The following is a 14084-nucleotide window of genomic DNA, read 5'->3' as shown; positions in this document are numbered from 1 at the left end:
ATAGCCTGTCCGGAATCCGTGAGAACGGTCTCACAGGGCCGTCGAAGTGTCAACGGTCACACCGAGGAAGTCCGATGCCTGCTATCCCCGAGCTCGAGATCGATCCGAAGAATCACATTGCGTCGGTCGTCAAAGCGACCCGCATTCTCGAGGCGTTCGACCGCGAATCCCCCGAACTCTCCATCAACGAACTGGTGAAACGGTGCGGCTACACGCGCACGACGACGCATCGGGTACTCGCGACACTCGAGCTCACCGGCTGGCTCGAACGAACGTCGACGGGCGACTACAAGATGACACTGCGCGTCTTCGAACTCGCGTCCAGTGTTCTCGGCAGCTTCGACCTCCGCACCGAAGCCAGTCATGTGATGTCCGATCTGGCAGCGCGCTTCGACGAGAACGTGTACCTCGTCGTACCGGACGGCACGAGAGCGGTCTGCCTGGACCTCATCGAAAGCAGTCGTCCCGTACGCGTCATGTCGCTGTCCGTCGGCAGATCTCTCCCGCTGTTCATCGGCGGCGCGCCCGTGGCGTTGCTCGCCGAACTCGAGGACACGTTGCTGCCGCGACTGCTCTCATCGGGACCACTCACGACGCCGCTGGGACAGGACGTCGACGAACCGACGCTCCGCCGGATCCTCGCCGACACCCGTGCCCGCGGCTACGCGATCAGCCTCGAGGACGTCACCCCGGGGGTCGCGGCTCTGGGCGCCTGCATCTTCGACCGCGCGCGGCGACCGGTCGCTGCGTTGAGTTTCGGAGGGTTCCTCTCCAACTTCGAGCAGCCCCGTAGGACGGAGTTGGCCGAGGCTTTGGTCGACGGCGCCCTGACCATCTCTCGGCGACTCGGATTTCAAGACCGCGCGTGAGGTAGCGTTCTAGCGCACCGCCACGCGCAACGACTCGTCTGGCTCCGACACCACTGCCGGAGGCCTTCCCGACAGCAGGTCCAGCGCAACTTTGGGGCGCGCCAGCAATTCTCGCGCGTAGTTGCGCCATTCCGGCAGCCATCCGCATTCGCAGCCGGCGGTGACTCCGTCGGCGTCGATTCCCACGTCGCGGCACAGCGCGACGGCCCGCGACACGTGCAACGGCTGGCTGACGACCAACGCCTTGGTGACGCCGAACGTCGTCGCGGCCCGGACACACGAGTCGTACGTGTCGATTCCGTAGTCGTCACTCACGATGATGCCTCGGTCGATTCCGGCGTCGACCAGATACTCGGTCATGGCGTCGATTTCGTTGCCCGATATGCCGTCCCGGTTCCCGCTGACCAGAATTGCCTTGGCCTTGCCGGACTCCACCAACGCGATCGCCGCGTCGAGTCGCCCGGACAGGAATCCGCCCGGCTTGCCGCCGTGCACCACGGCACCGAGCACGATGACCACCGGAGCTTCCGGCGCGTCGGCCACATCGTGCACACGTCCGGATGCCGCATGCGCGACCCACGCCGTCGACGCAGCGATGACGGCAACGGCAAGCGCAACCAGTACGCCTACGACCTGAACGAGCCTGCGCCGAAACTTTCTCACCCACGCGAGAATACCGTCAGACCGGTTCGGGCTCCGTCGTCGACAACGCCAGCGCCGACTCGATGGCCGCGACATCATCCACCCGCGTCACCGTTGCGATGTATCCGTCGGGTCGGATGACGACGATGCCGCCGTGCTCCTGCAGACCGTATCGCTCGGCGATCTCGTCGTCCCACACTGCTACTGCCGTCGTACCGGGTATCGAAATCGGTTGCGTGTCAGCCTTCACGACGAGCAGAACATGGTCCGACGGCCGTGCTCGACGCGTTTTCACGAGGTACGGCCACAACTCGGTCCCCACCACTGCGGGCGCGGCCTCCCCCGCCTTCACTCGCGCATGCAGGCCCTTCCGAACGATCGGGCTGTGCACGTACGAAATCGAGTATTCCTCCATCTCGTCGGCAATGCGCCGCTGCGCGAATCGCTCACCTCCGACGACGTGCACGAGCCGATTGCGCACGCCCCGTGCAACTTTCGACGTCATCGTGGCGCCATGTGTGATCAGCGTCGTCTCGCCGATGACGTGCGCAGCGACGGGGTGGCGTTCGTCGTGGTAGCTGTCGAGCAATTTCTCCGACGCCGTATCCATCACTGCTGCAGCAAGTTTCCAACCGAGATTGAATGCGTCTTGCATGCCCGTGTTCATGCCTTGCCCACCCGCTGGGCTGTGCACGTGTGCCGCGTCGCCGGCGAGGAACACTCGGCCGGTTCGATACCGCGAGACCTGCGCGTGACGGATCTCGAACGTCGTCAGCCATCGCGGTGAGCGGAGCTGGGCGCCGAGACCACGCTCGTCGCACACCTGCTGTAGCCACTCCATCGTCGCCTCACGGTCTCGATCCGCGGCGTCGATTTCGGCAATCACCCGAACACGATCACCCATCATCGGGAAGATGAGCGCCGGACCACCACCCGACGACGCGAACATGTGCATCGCCCGTCGATCCAGGTCGTAGGTCGCGTCGACGTCACCCATCAGGAACCGCTCGCCCTTGAAGGAGCCTTCCAGCTTCTGGCCGAGATGATGCCGAACGGTGCTCGACGCCCCGTCCGTCCCGGCCAGGTAGCGACACGTGATGCTGCCGGTCGACGTGAACGCCTGCACCGACGCGCCGTCCTGCGTGAAGTCGATCAGCTCGACTCCCCGCTCGATCTCGACGCCCAGCTCCCGAAGCCGAGCGGTGAGGATGCGTTCGGTTTCGGTCTGCGCCGTCGTCACCGAGAAGGGATAAGGACTGTCGACGGTATCGAGCGGGACGTCGGCCAGCATTTTCCCGTCGGCGTGGAAGTGCAACGCAGTGGTCCGGCGGCCGGAATCGACGATCGCGTCGACGACGCCCATCGCGTCCATCATCTCCAGGCTGCGCGCATGCACGACCACGGCTCGCGATTCGTCGGTCGGTTCGGTGCGGCGATCGATGATCCTGGTCGCGACCCCTCGGCGCGCCAACTCGACCGCCAGCACCAAACCCACCGGCCCTGCCCCCACCACCAGGACATCTGTATCGGACGACGTCATGTGCAGCATCGTGTCCGACGCCGTGGCCTCCCGCCGCCGGTCGGCCACAATTCACCCTGTGGTGATCGACAAAATCACCCGTTTCTTCCGTCCGCGGGCGATCAGCGGCTCGAGCACCTGCAGGATGCGGTATTCGAGACCGTACTTCTTCTTGATCTCCTCGGTGGCCCGATCGGCGGCGATGCCGGTGACGATGACCGCATGCCCCTGCAGCGCGACGGCGTCGTCGGCCACCTTGCCGCGCCGGGTGCACGGCCGAAGCTCGACGCGGCCCGAGTTTCTGATGCGCTTGACCTTGCCGGTCTCGGCCGGCGTCGTGACGACCAGCGTGTCACCGTCGCGCGCGACCCACACGGGTGTCGAGACGGGCTCTCCCGAACGGCGGAAGGTGGTCAACGAGACGAAGGCCTCGTCGCCCAGTGATTCCAACGATGCTGTCATGCCACAACGCTACGCACCCGGATCCACTGAAACCGCCGCCTCGTTCGTTCGGTTCCGTAGTGTGCACCCTGTGATGCGCACCACATCGAGTACTGGAGGAACGGGACGTACATGAAGAGCACGATGCAGGACACCCCTCTGTCGATCGGCCAGCTGGTCCGCTTCGGGACGTCGATCCACGCCGACGCCCGAATCACCACATGGGGTGACGACGGCCCCAGTACCGTCACTTTCGCCCAATTGGGCCGACGCGCAGCGCAACTCGCGCACGGCCTACGTTCCATCGGAATCGACGACGACCAACGCGTCGCCACGTTCATGTGGAATAACGCGGCACACATGGAGGCCTACATGGCCGTGCCCGCGATGGGGGCGGTGTTGCACACCCTCAACATCCGACTGTTCCCCGAACAGCTCGTCTACATCGCCGAGCACGCCGAAGACCGCGTGATCATCGCCGACGCCAGCCTGCTCCCCCTCCTGACGCCGTTGCTCCCGAAGATGCCGACCGTCCGGCATCTGGTCGTCGTCGGCGCCGATCCGGCGGACGTGCAGGCGCCGTCTCACATCGAGGTGCTGAACTACGAGGCCCTGCTCGACGGCAAGCCCGAGGAATTCGACTGGCCCGAGCTCGACGAACGATCCGCTGCCGCAATGTGTTATACGTCCGGCACCACCGGCGATCCGAAGGGCGTCGTGTATTCGCATCGCTCGATCTGGTTGCACTCGATGCAGGCATGCATGTCGGACAGCATGGGCCTCGCGCAGTCCGACACGGTCCTCGCGATCGTGCCGATGTTCCACGCTATGTCGTGGGGTCTGCCCTACGCGGCGCTGATGGTCGGTGCGTCGATCATCATGCCCGACAAGTACCTGCAGCCCGCGCCCCTCGCTCAGATGATCGAAACGCTCCGTCCGACGGCGGCAGCTGCGGTCCCGACCATCTGGCAGGCCCTGTATGCGCATCTCGCCGAGCACCCGGTAGACCTGTCGTGTCTGCGCGACGTGTTGGTCGGCGGAAGTGCTTGCCCGCCGTCGCTGATGCGGGCGTTCCACGAGGAGTACGGCGTACACATCACACAGGCGTGGGGCATGACCGAGACCTCGCCGGTCGGTACGTCGGGCAGGCCCGACGCAGGGCTGTCCCCGGAGGAAGAGTTCGACTTGCGCTGCACACAAGGACGATTCATCGCTGCTGTCCGGGCGAGAATCGTCGACGATGCAGGCACCGAGCTGCCCTGGGACGGAACGAGCGTCGGTGAACTCGAAGTTCGTGGGCCGTGGATCACGGGCAGCTACTACCGCAACGACGCGTCGGACAAGTTCGACGACGGGTGGCTGCGCACAGGTGACGTCGGCACCATCTCGTCACGCGGCTACCTGACGCTGACCGACCGCGCCAAGGACATCATCAAGTCCGGCGGCGAGTGGATCTCGTCGGTCGAGTTGGAGAACCACGTCATGGAACATCCCGACGTACGTGAGGCTGCGGTCATCGGTGTCCCCGACGCAAAGTGGGACGAGCGGCCGCTGGTTGCCGTCGTCGTGCGCGACGGTGCGAGCATCACTGCAGACGAGCTCAAGAAATTCCTCGACGGCCGCGTCGCGCACTGGCAGTTGCCGGAGCGGTGGACGTTCATCGACGAGGTGCCCAAGACAAGCGTTGGGAAGTACGACAAGAAGCGGCTGCGGAGCACGCACGCGGAAGGTGGGCTGACGGTCGTCGAAATCTAGTGCGGCTGCGCCGCCTGTGCGCGGAAAGTTGGGCCAGGGTCCAACTATCCGCGCACGGGTCGCGTAGCGGCCACTTCGGTCGGCCAGGGCTGTGGCAAATTGCTACAGTGGAGGTCGTTGTCACCCGATCGGAGATGATTATGGCCACCACCTCGTCCTTGCGGATAGACGACGACCTATATGCCGCGGCGAAGTTGGCGGGTGCAGTCGCGAGTCGCAGCGCCGCGCAGCAGGTAGCTCATTGGGCTCTCGTCGGTCGGGAAATGGAAACGTCCCGCCATGTGTCGGCGCGCGATATCTCGGACGTCCTGGCTGGCAGGAAGGCGTACGACTCCCTGTCCGCCCGAGAGCAGGCGGTCACTCGTGCTGAATGGACCGAGCGCATCGAGGCGTTGACGGGATCTTTGAACTTCGAGAGCGAGTTCGCCGACGAGGGACGTGCGTACGTCGAAATCGACGCAGACGGCAACGTGCAGCACAGGAAGCCCGGCGCCGAACCCGCATGAGCGCCGATCCTGTTCTACACCTGCTTGCGGGTCCGAACGGCGCGGGAAAGAGCACCTTTTATGCTCGCGTTCTGCTACCGGTAACCCATCTACCGTTCGTGAACGCCGATGAGATCGCCCACGCTCGCTGGCCTGGCGCTGAGGCCGCACATGCCTACGACGCGTCGAGTATCGCCGCCGAGCGGCGTGCTGAATTGCTCGCGGATCGGCAATCATTTGTGACGGAGACCGTCTTCTCGCACGAGTCCAAGCTAAGTCTCAGTGAAACCGCGGTCGACGCCGGTTACCTGGTGACCTTGCATGTCGTCGCAATTCCAGTCGACCTTGCCGTTGCTCGTGTGGCCAATCGCGTGCGAGTGGGTGGCCACGCGGTTCCGGAGACGAAGATTCGCGAGCGTTACGACCGGCTGTGGCCCCTGGTGCGATCCGCAATCGCAGTCGTTGATCGCGCTGTCGTGTACGACAATTCGACCGCCCGTGCGCCGTTCCGGACCGTCGCACGTTTTGATCGCGGTCGATTGATCGGCAACGCCGACTGGCCGGAGTGGACGCCCGCCGCCTTGCGTAAGTAGACCGCGTTGGACGCCGAGCGGTGGCAGTGGCCGGAGCACTACTCGGCCCCAGTCCCGAGTTTCGGTTCATACCGGAGCGACACCGCACCCGACGCGAATTCCTGACGCCCGACGGGCACGAGATCCAGGGGCGTCTTTATCCCTTCGAACAACGTTCGCCCGTGGCCGACGATCCGGGGATGGACGATGAACTCGTACTCGTCGATCAATCCCATCTCAGCCAGCGCCGTCGGTAGAGTCACGCCGCCGACATACAGACCCTCACCGGACTTTTGTTTCAGTTGCTGCACAGTCGCTTTCAAGTCTTCTCGCACCAGCTCGGAATTCCAGTCGGCGTTCGTGAGCGTGTTCGACACGACGTACTTCTTCTTCGCGCCGATTGCCGTGGCGAACGGCTGCGTCCAGTCGGGCATCTCGGGCCCGGGTTCACGCCACGCCTCTTCCATCATCTGGTAAGTCACTCGACCGAGGATGAGCGCGTCGGCACGCGCGATGATGTCCGCCGAGTGCTGATGCATCTCCGGATCCGGTGTCACCGCCGTGTGGTCGATACAGCCGTCGAGCGTGACGTTGATGGAGTAGCGCAATGGTCGCATGCGGGGAAGGTACCGGAAAGCACCGACGCGGTTCAGGCTTTGGACGTAAGGTCCGTCAAGTCGCGGAACAGGTCCTTTGCGATGACCCCGAGAGATCGACGCTCGCCGACGGCGATCCACTGTCGAAAGGCGACACCGAAGACCGCCACGCCAATTTCCGCGGCCAACACGGCCTTCGGCTCCGACACACCCCGGTCGGTGAGCGCCGACGCCACTGCGCGCGCCAGCGCCGCCAGTTTGAGCAACTCTCGTTCCTGCAGGCCAGGATTCGCGTCGATGACGGTTTGTCGTGTACGCGAATGCGGCCGTTGGTCGTCGTCGAAAAACGAGCCTCCCGACGCAACTGCTTGCGCGACGACCTCGATGGTTGCCGCCTCGTCGGATGCCTTCGATACCGCCTCGACGAAGACCGCCTGGAGCTGCTCCTGGCCGTCGAACAGCACTTCGCGTTTGTCGGCGAAGTGCCGAAAGAACGTCCGTTCCGTGACGCCGGCGACCTGCGCGATGTCCGTCGCCGTCGTCTGTTCGAATCCGCGCTCGGCGTACAGATCGAGCGCGGCTGCGCGCAGGCGTTCTTTCGCACCCGGTTCCCATCGGACCATGGGAAGCATCCTAGTGATGACAGCGACTGACACCAACGTGTACGCTGATGTCAGTCACCGACGTCAGTCGCTGACATCATCCGCTCGCCTTTCGACGAGCTTTCGACAGGAGAACTTCATGCGTGTTTTCGTCACCGGAGCGTCGGGTTGGATCGGTTCGGCCGCAGTCGACGAGCTGCTCGCGCACGGCTATGACGTCACCGGGCTCGCTCGCAGTGACGCGTCGGCAGAGGCGCTGGCGGAGAAGGGCGCAGCCGTACTGCGCGGCGATCTCGACGACCTCGACGGCCTGCGCAAGGGCGCTATCGAGGCCGACGCCGTCATCCACCTCGCGAACAAACACGATTGGGCAAACATGGCCGAGTCGAATCGCGCAGAACGCGCTGCTGTCCAGACACTCGGCGACGCGTTGGTCGGGTCCGGTCGTCCGTTCCTTGTCGCATCGGGCATCGCCGGCCTCGCGCAGGGCCGACCGAGCACCGAGGACGACGCCTCCCCTGCCGTCGGTCCGGACTCTCCACGCGGCGGTACCGAAAACCTGGCACTGGACTATGCGGATCGGGGCGTGAAGCCGATTGCGCTGCGGTTCTCGCCGACCGTTCACGGCGACGGCGACTATGGCTTCATCTCCATCCTCGTCGCCGCAGCGCGCAGGACGGGCGTCTCCGGATATGTCGGCGACGGTTCGACCGGTTGGGCCGCGGTACATCGCTCCGACGCCGCCAGGATGATTCGGTTGGGGCTCGAGAAGGCACCGTCGGGTTCACGTCTGCATGCGGTCGGTGAGAGCAGTGTGTCGTCGAAGGAGATCGCCAAGGCCATCGGGCGCGGGCTGGGTCTGCCGGTTCAATCGATTTCGCCGGAGAACGCGATGGAGCACTTCGGGTTCATCGGCACGTTCTTCGGGATGGATCTTTCGTCGACTAGCGACAAGACGCGGAAGCTGCTCGACTGGGAGCCGACGGGTCCGACTCTGGCAGAAAATCTTTCATCGGGTTCGTATTTTCGCTAGTAGCAGCTGACGCCCCCGCCTAGCTCGGCCCTTGCTGGTTCAGTGCCGTGGCGTTCATTTCGTCCTGCCGGGTGGTTGCGTCGAAGAATTTGTTGAAGACGACTCGCATTCGTTCCACGACGTCGATGTGGCTCTGCAGAACGTCGACGAGGTTGTTCTTTCCGCCACTCGCTTTCTGAGAGAACCTATCTCGTAGATGCTTGCCGGATTCGAAACTGCCAAGCCCCCTGACATCGGTCAGATCCTCCGTCTGAATCTGATACTCCCGCAGCTTTGCGATGTACGTCGTACATGCAGCACTGCATCTTTTCGCGGCCTCTTCGTTCAAGAACAGGTGTCCGCTGTCAGCCGCGGCAGCGAGCATTTGCCAATGGGTCATTTGCTCATCAGGACTACTCACCAGATTCTCCTATTTCGCGACGGGCGGCAGCGCAGTCTGCAGATCCGATGCGTGCTTCAGGACACGCGCACAAGGATCAGATTTGTCCCCGGAAGACACGAAGTAGCTCACCGTAAACACGACTACACCTGGAGGCACATCGAGGCCAATGCTGCAGGGATTTAGAGATTCTCCTGCGGACCTCTGGTACACGAACGCGTCGCGGTCCGCGACCCGTACGTCACGCAGACTGTAAGCGAGGGAGTCCTGGCGGACGCTAGAAAAGGTGTGGAGGAGCGACGACCGAACAGACAGGTGATAGGCCACATCGACGCCCGGCGGTTTGAAGGAGCAGCGAGCCCAATCGTCCGCCTTGATCCCCTCGTCCCAACCTTCGTCCCTGTAGTCTGGGTCCAACCCCGTCGCAGCGATCTGTTCAGGCGTGATGTTGCACGGATCCCACCGCGTCGGCTCGGCGGCGGCCTCAGGCTGGACGTCGCGACCGCATGCGACGACCAGCAGTGCAGCAGCAGACAACACAAACACCCACCTGCGCACCCGAACCCCCTCGGTCTTGACGGTCGACAGATTAGACGCATCAGGGACGGGTGCGGTTCCGGTCGACGCAAGAACAAGCCGATGACGACGGCAAACGTGGCAGTATCGCCGAAATGGAGTTGTTGATCGCCAAGAATCCCGACTCGGGTTCCTCGCTGCCCTACCTACTCCGTATCCCTCTGGCCGGTGCGCCGATTCTCCGGGCCCGTGATGTGTGGCCCCGAACCAACGCCGTCTACTGCCACCCCGTCGCCGACGAAGAATGGCCCACGAAACCCGAGATCGTCGAACGCATCGAGCTACGGGTGTGCGAGCGTCGCGGTGCCGCGATCGACATCGTTGCCACCCGCAGTCGAGAGAACCGATCGCAGATCGTCTTCACGAAGGCCCGCGGCCGCGACATGGTGTTCTGGCAGTCACCGCGAACCCGAACTCAATCGAGGCCCAAGACGGCGCCGTCACGGTCCAAGGCGTCGCGCATCGCGGAGCTCGAGATCGTCGTCGACGCACACGAACGCTACGCGTACAGCTTCACCCAACAGCGCGCACGCACCACGAAGCAGGCACTTCCGTGCGGTGACTACGCGGTTGTGTCCGACGGCAAGATCGTCGCATCGGTCGAACGGAAGTCGGTGGCTGACTTGCTGTCGAGCATGACGTCGGGTCGATTGCGTTACGCAATGGCCGATCTGGCGTCGCTCCCGAGGGCCGCGGTCGTCGTCGAGGATCAATATTCGACGATGCTGGCGTCGAAGTTCGTGTCGGCCAAGGATGCCGCCGACGGTCTCGCAGAATTGCAGGTTCGCTACCCGACGGTGCCGATCGTGTTTGCACAGACACGAAAGCTCGCTGAAGAGTGGACCTTTCGCTATCTTGCCGCCGCCATGACGTGGATCTCCGATGACGCTGACGCCATGAACTCAGCAGCCACGCTTCCGGCGAAAAAGCCAGCCAAGACAGGGCCGTCGAACACCGTAATCCGCGCCTGGGCCCGCGAACGCGGATACGCAGTCGCCGACCGCGGAGCGATCAGCCGCGAACTACGCGAAAAGTTCGCCGCCGACAAGGCACCCTGACACGAGCAACGCCGACGCTCGACGGCTACTACGTCGCAAAACGTCGGGTCCGTTCGGCGAATCGGTCAAGCGCTACCAGAATCTCGTCCGCCTGCCAGACGCGGTTGCGTCGTCCTTTCGACGTCTGATGCAGAATCTCTGCGTCGACGAGTCGATCGATCGCACGTTGCGCAGACATGTCGCTGACGCCGAAAGTTCTTCGCACGAAGTCATTGTCGATAACCGGCTGCGCGACCAGCGCATCGATCAGTTTCCATGCGACGGAATCGCGACGTGCAACGATCCTGTCGATGAATTGATCTCGTGCAAAGGCCAAGTCCTCGACAAGCATGCGTCCGTTCGCTACCGAGGTGAAAGTCGCAGTATTCAGCCTGCTTATTATCGGCTCGACGTTCCCCCTCCGGTATTCACCCAGGCTGGAAAAGTAGGACGCAGTGTCTGTCAGCAGTCCCGCAGACAAAGGGACCGTGACACGTTCGACAACCTCGACTCGACGCAACATCGTGTGAACTAATGCTCTGCCGGTTCTTCCGTTCCCGTCGGTGAACGGGTGAATCGTCTCGAACTGCGCATGCGCAATCGCTATGTGGGGCAATACGGGAAGATCCGTCCTCGACGCGAATGCGAAGAAGTCATCCAGCACCTGCCCGAGCCGATCATGGTGCGGCGGTACGAATTCGGCGCGGTGCGGACCGAAATCGGAACCACCGATCCATACCTGCTGCGTTCGCCAACGACCCGCGTCGGGATCACCGGCGGGTTCCATCAAAGCACGATGCATTTCCAACACGGACTCTGCAGACACAGTTGCACTCGCCGCCAGAGCGGCCTCCATCGCACGCACGTTGCCGCTGACGATCGACGCGTTACGACTGCTGGGAGACCCGAGCTCCGCCAGCGCGAGCGACCTTGCGCCCACGGTGAGGTTCTCGATCTGCGACGAAGCGGCACTCTCGGAGCGAAGCAAGACCGACGTCATCGGCGCCAATTCGGTGGATGGGCCGAGCTTTCGCGAAGCGTACTCGTCGAACCGAACGATCTCACGCAGGGCATCTTCGGATTCCGCCGCAAGTTCAACGGAAAGCCGAACTTCGGCATCACCGATCGAGGCGGGGATTGCGGCTCGATAGTCGCCGCCATGTAGCCGACGGTGGGTTCTGGATGCATGCGCCGACGGGTGCCACGGCCGGGATTCGAACTCCACGGCGGGGACACCCTTCGCCGGATCGTTCGCCATGAACGAATCATAACAAACTTTAGGGTTATAAAGCTTGATATACGGACATCAGGCTACGTTTATGCCGACTCCGAACGCCTTTAGTCGTCGATCTCCAGTCATACCGGCAGCCAAATCCGCGAGACCGTCGTCGTACCCCCGCGTCGGCGCACCCTAGTGGCGGGTCCGGGCTTGTCGTTCCGAGTGGCAAGACCGCGACGCCACTTCAGTCCAGCCCCAGCACACCGCTGAGCATCCGACGCATCACGGGCTCGAACATCTCACCAGGACCGGTGCCGTCGCTGTGCGAATCAGCGAGAGCGGCAGCTAGATTCGGATGATTGCCCGCGAGTGCCGTCTTGTGCAAATATGCCGCGTGCGCCAACAAGCGGCCCCGATGCGCCGCTCCCTCACCGGCCTCGGCGCGAGCGAACTGTTGGACAAGCGAATTCATCACAGCAATGATCTGCAGTTTTACGGGACCCGGCAGGTCGACGACCTCGAGTGCGCGAACCCCATACTCGAGAAAGTCGATCCCACGAGGCCCGATCCGCAGCGCTTCGATCGGGACATCCAGCAACCACGGTTTGTCCACGTGCACTGCTTTCGCGCGAGACGCGAGCGCAACGAGGTCGCCGACGGCATCGCCGTGCAGGGGAACATCGAGATCGATCTCGGCGACAGCGGCATCCACCATCAGGTCGAACACGTCGTCGAGCCCCGCCACATAGCGATACAACGCTGACTGACTCACACCGAGCTTCTGCGCAATCCGACGAGTGGAGACGGCCGACAAACCACTCTCACTCGCCAGCTCGATCGCAGCGGCAGCGACGTCGTCGCGGCTGTGCGCCGGCGCCGGTCCGCGTGTGCCGTACGAGCGCTCCCACACTGTGGTGAGGGGTCGCTCCCTCCCGGACTCAGCCACTCGGGTAACCCGCCTCTCGATCCTCTTCCGTCGCACCTATGGTAAAACTGAGTTCAGTGAACTCTGTTAATGGGAGGCTCGAAATGACACACGACAACGCATGGGGACCAAGGAGATGGGCGAACAACGGATCGGTGCGGCTCGCCTTCGATCAGTTCAAGCCGCACCTCGGCGGCGAGCCACTACTGATCGCAACCGGACTGGGCGTCAACCGTCACGCAGTACCGGACGGATTCTGTGGGCAACTGGCTGAACACGGCTTTGCCGTCGCGCGCTACGACCAGCGCGACGGCGGCGAGTCGACGCATCTGCCGCCGACAGCGACACGAAATCCCATCACGGCACTGCTGACCAAACGCGGCGAGGCATACTCCGCCGAAGACATGGCGGACGACGCCATCGCGGTGCTCGACGAACTCGGCTGGGTCACCGCCCACATACTCGGAATTTCACTAGGTGGCGCCCTCGCACAGCGCGTCGCCCTCCGCCACCCCGACCGAGTGCGTTCCCTGACCACGATCGCGTCCGTTCCGGGCGACATCACCGGCTTCCGCACGTTCCGGTACATCCGCCTGGGAACACTGTCGAAGTTCGCGCGCCTGAAGTTCCCAGACACCCGAGAAGGTTCGATCGAAGCGGGACTTGCAGTCGCACGACTTCTGGCATCACCCCGCCGCCGATTCGACGAAGCTTCGGCGCGAGCCGCGCTGGAAAGCAATCCCGACCCTGGGGTTCACGACCAGGACGCGCAGAGCAGACAGATCGGCGCCCAGTGGAGCGGTCCCGCCATCACCGAGATCCAACGGCCGACCCTGGTGATACACGGCGAAGACGATCCGCTCATCAAAACCAAAGCCGCGCAATCGATTTCGTCGAAAATTTCAGGATCACGCACGCTGATCCTCCCCGAAGTCGGGCATGACCTACCCGAACATGCATGGGCACCCGTCGCTCGCGCACTCCGAGAACTTGTAGACGAGTAGTAACCGATCACCGACCTCCTCGACGCCGCACTCAGCGTGCGCGTTCGTGCGAGCACTGCCCGCTCCGCCTGGTTGTTCGCTGCCCTCGTTGCGAGCCGCGTCGGCCGGGACATCGCCGACAGTGGCTGGCACGGGCATCAGCACACCTTCGCCAGTAACGCGGCCCGTGCCGAAAGTACCGCCTAAGACGTCGATTTCGATACCGACCTCATGCGTCTCGCGCGGGGAGAGAACTCAGCACTACTGCGTCACGGCTCGCTTCCAGGCCCGAGGTCTCGACATCGACGACAACCCAACGATCATCGCAAGCTCTAAGGGAACTGCGCATGGGTTCAGGCTTTCGACGACGGCACTTACCTCGGTGACTCTGCACTATCCATGTGCCCCTTCCGACGCGAATGGCCGACGTCAGAGGCGAGAACAGCCGTCG

Annotated in this window: 15 protein-coding genes; 7 read left to right on the top strand and 8 right to left on the bottom strand. The window is 63.4% G+C overall.

Annotation, left to right across the window (positions count from 1 at the left end):
• The first annotated feature begins 74 nt into the window (after positions 1-74).
• Positions 75-869 carry an IclR family transcriptional regulator gene (locus RhoFasB10_RS05115; protein WP_068430482.1) on the top strand — a complete coding sequence of 265 codons (795 nt, stop codon included), beginning with the start codon at positions 75-77 and terminating at the stop codon, positions 867-869.
• Between the two features lie 9 nt (positions 870-878).
• On the opposite strand, the gene RhoFasB10_RS05110 is transcribed toward RhoFasB10_RS05115, so the two are convergent.
• The 3 genes from RhoFasB10_RS05110 to RhoFasB10_RS05100 are packed head-to-tail and all read right to left on the bottom strand — an operon-like array spanning position 879 to position 3492.
• Entirely contained in the window at positions 879-1532 is a 654-nt protein-coding gene (locus RhoFasB10_RS05110) for an ElyC/SanA/YdcF family protein (protein WP_068430479.1), read from the bottom strand.
• Positions 1533-1548: 16 nt separating this feature from the next.
• On the bottom strand, positions 1549-3051 hold the full coding sequence (locus tag RhoFasB10_RS05105; protein ID WP_240930898.1) for an FAD-dependent monooxygenase: 1503 nt from the start codon (positions 3049-3051) through the stop codon (positions 1549-1551).
• A 51-nt stretch (positions 3052-3102) separates the two neighbouring features.
• A complete protein-coding gene (locus RhoFasB10_RS05100; protein ID WP_167675440.1) occupies positions 3103-3492 on the bottom strand; it encodes a PPOX class F420-dependent oxidoreductase in 390 nt (129 codons plus the stop codon).
• A 111-nt stretch (positions 3493-3603) separates the two neighbouring features.
• Between RhoFasB10_RS05100 and RhoFasB10_RS05095 the strand changes: the two genes are divergently transcribed.
• The 3 genes from RhoFasB10_RS05095 to RhoFasB10_RS05085 all read left to right on the top strand — a co-directional run bounded on the left by RhoFasB10_RS05095 (position 3604) and on the right by RhoFasB10_RS05085 (position 6304).
• Positions 3604-5226, top strand: coding sequence for a long-chain fatty acid--CoA ligase (locus RhoFasB10_RS05095; protein WP_167675438.1), 1623 nt, complete (start codon positions 3604-3606; stop codon positions 5224-5226).
• Positions 5227-5366: 140 nt separating this feature from the next.
• Positions 5367-5732, top strand: a complete 366-nt coding sequence (locus tag RhoFasB10_RS05090) for a ParD-like family protein (RefSeq protein WP_240930897.1) — start codon at positions 5367-5369, stop codon at positions 5730-5732.
• Positions 5729-6304, top strand: coding sequence for a zeta toxin family protein (locus tag RhoFasB10_RS05085; RefSeq protein ID WP_167675436.1), 576 nt, complete (start codon positions 5729-5731; stop codon positions 6302-6304). The genes RhoFasB10_RS05090 and RhoFasB10_RS05085 overlap by 4 nt, the downstream gene beginning before the upstream one ends.
• Before the next feature lie 38 nt (positions 6305-6342).
• Here RhoFasB10_RS05085 and RhoFasB10_RS05080 read toward each other — a convergent pair whose 3' ends face one another.
• On the bottom strand, positions 6343-6900 hold the full coding sequence (locus RhoFasB10_RS05080) for a dihydrofolate reductase family protein (RefSeq protein ID WP_167675434.1): 558 nt from the start codon (positions 6898-6900) through the stop codon (positions 6343-6345).
• Between the two features lie 32 nt (positions 6901-6932).
• A complete protein-coding gene (locus RhoFasB10_RS05075) occupies positions 6933-7502 on the bottom strand; it encodes a TetR family transcriptional regulator (protein ID WP_167675433.1) in 570 nt (189 codons plus the stop codon).
• 118 nt (positions 7503-7620) lie between these two features.
• Between RhoFasB10_RS05075 and RhoFasB10_RS05070 the strand changes: the two genes are divergently transcribed.
• Entirely contained in the window at positions 7621-8514 is an 894-nt protein-coding gene (locus RhoFasB10_RS05070; RefSeq protein WP_167675431.1) for an SDR family oxidoreductase, read from the top strand.
• A 19-nt stretch (positions 8515-8533) separates the two neighbouring features.
• On the opposite strand, the gene RhoFasB10_RS05065 is transcribed toward RhoFasB10_RS05070, so the two are convergent.
• Positions 8534-8893 carry a hypothetical protein gene (locus RhoFasB10_RS05065; protein WP_167675429.1) on the bottom strand — a complete coding sequence of 120 codons (360 nt, stop codon included), beginning with the start codon at positions 8891-8893 and terminating at the stop codon, positions 8534-8536.
• 671 nt (positions 8894-9564) lie between these two features.
• On the opposite strand from RhoFasB10_RS05065, the gene RhoFasB10_RS05055 reads away from it, so the two are divergent.
• The gene (locus tag RhoFasB10_RS05055; protein ID WP_167675425.1) at positions 9565-10527 is read left to right on the top strand and encodes an ERCC4 domain-containing protein; all 963 of its coding nucleotides are present in this window, start codon (positions 9565-9567) and stop codon (positions 10525-10527) included.
• A gap of 28 nt (positions 10528-10555) precedes the next feature.
• Here the strand turns inward: RhoFasB10_RS05055 and RhoFasB10_RS05050 are convergent, their stop codons facing one another.
• Together RhoFasB10_RS05050 and RhoFasB10_RS05045 are read right to left on the bottom strand one after the other, a co-directional pair.
• A complete protein-coding gene (locus RhoFasB10_RS05050; RefSeq protein ID WP_346764353.1) occupies positions 10556-11362 on the bottom strand; it encodes a Fic family protein in 807 nt (268 codons plus the stop codon).
• A gap of 607 nt (positions 11363-11969) precedes the next feature.
• Positions 11970-12671, bottom strand: coding sequence for a helix-turn-helix domain-containing protein (locus tag RhoFasB10_RS05045; protein WP_167675421.1), 702 nt, complete (start codon positions 12669-12671; stop codon positions 11970-11972).
• Positions 12672-12754: 83 nt separating this feature from the next.
• On the opposite strand from RhoFasB10_RS05045, the gene RhoFasB10_RS05040 reads away from it, so the two are divergent.
• Positions 12755-13654: an alpha/beta hydrolase gene (locus RhoFasB10_RS05040; protein WP_167675419.1), complete on the top strand. Its 900-nt coding sequence runs from the start codon at positions 12755-12757 to the stop codon at positions 13652-13654.
• The last annotated feature ends 430 nt before the right edge of the window (positions 13655-14084 follow it).

This window comes from Rhodococcus sp. B10 (genome assembly GCF_011770055.1).
GTDB lineage: Bacteria > Actinomycetota > Actinomycetes > Mycobacteriales > Mycobacteriaceae > Rhodococcoides > Rhodococcoides kyotonensis_B.
This window is presented reverse-complemented; position numbering and strand designations above follow the sequence as displayed.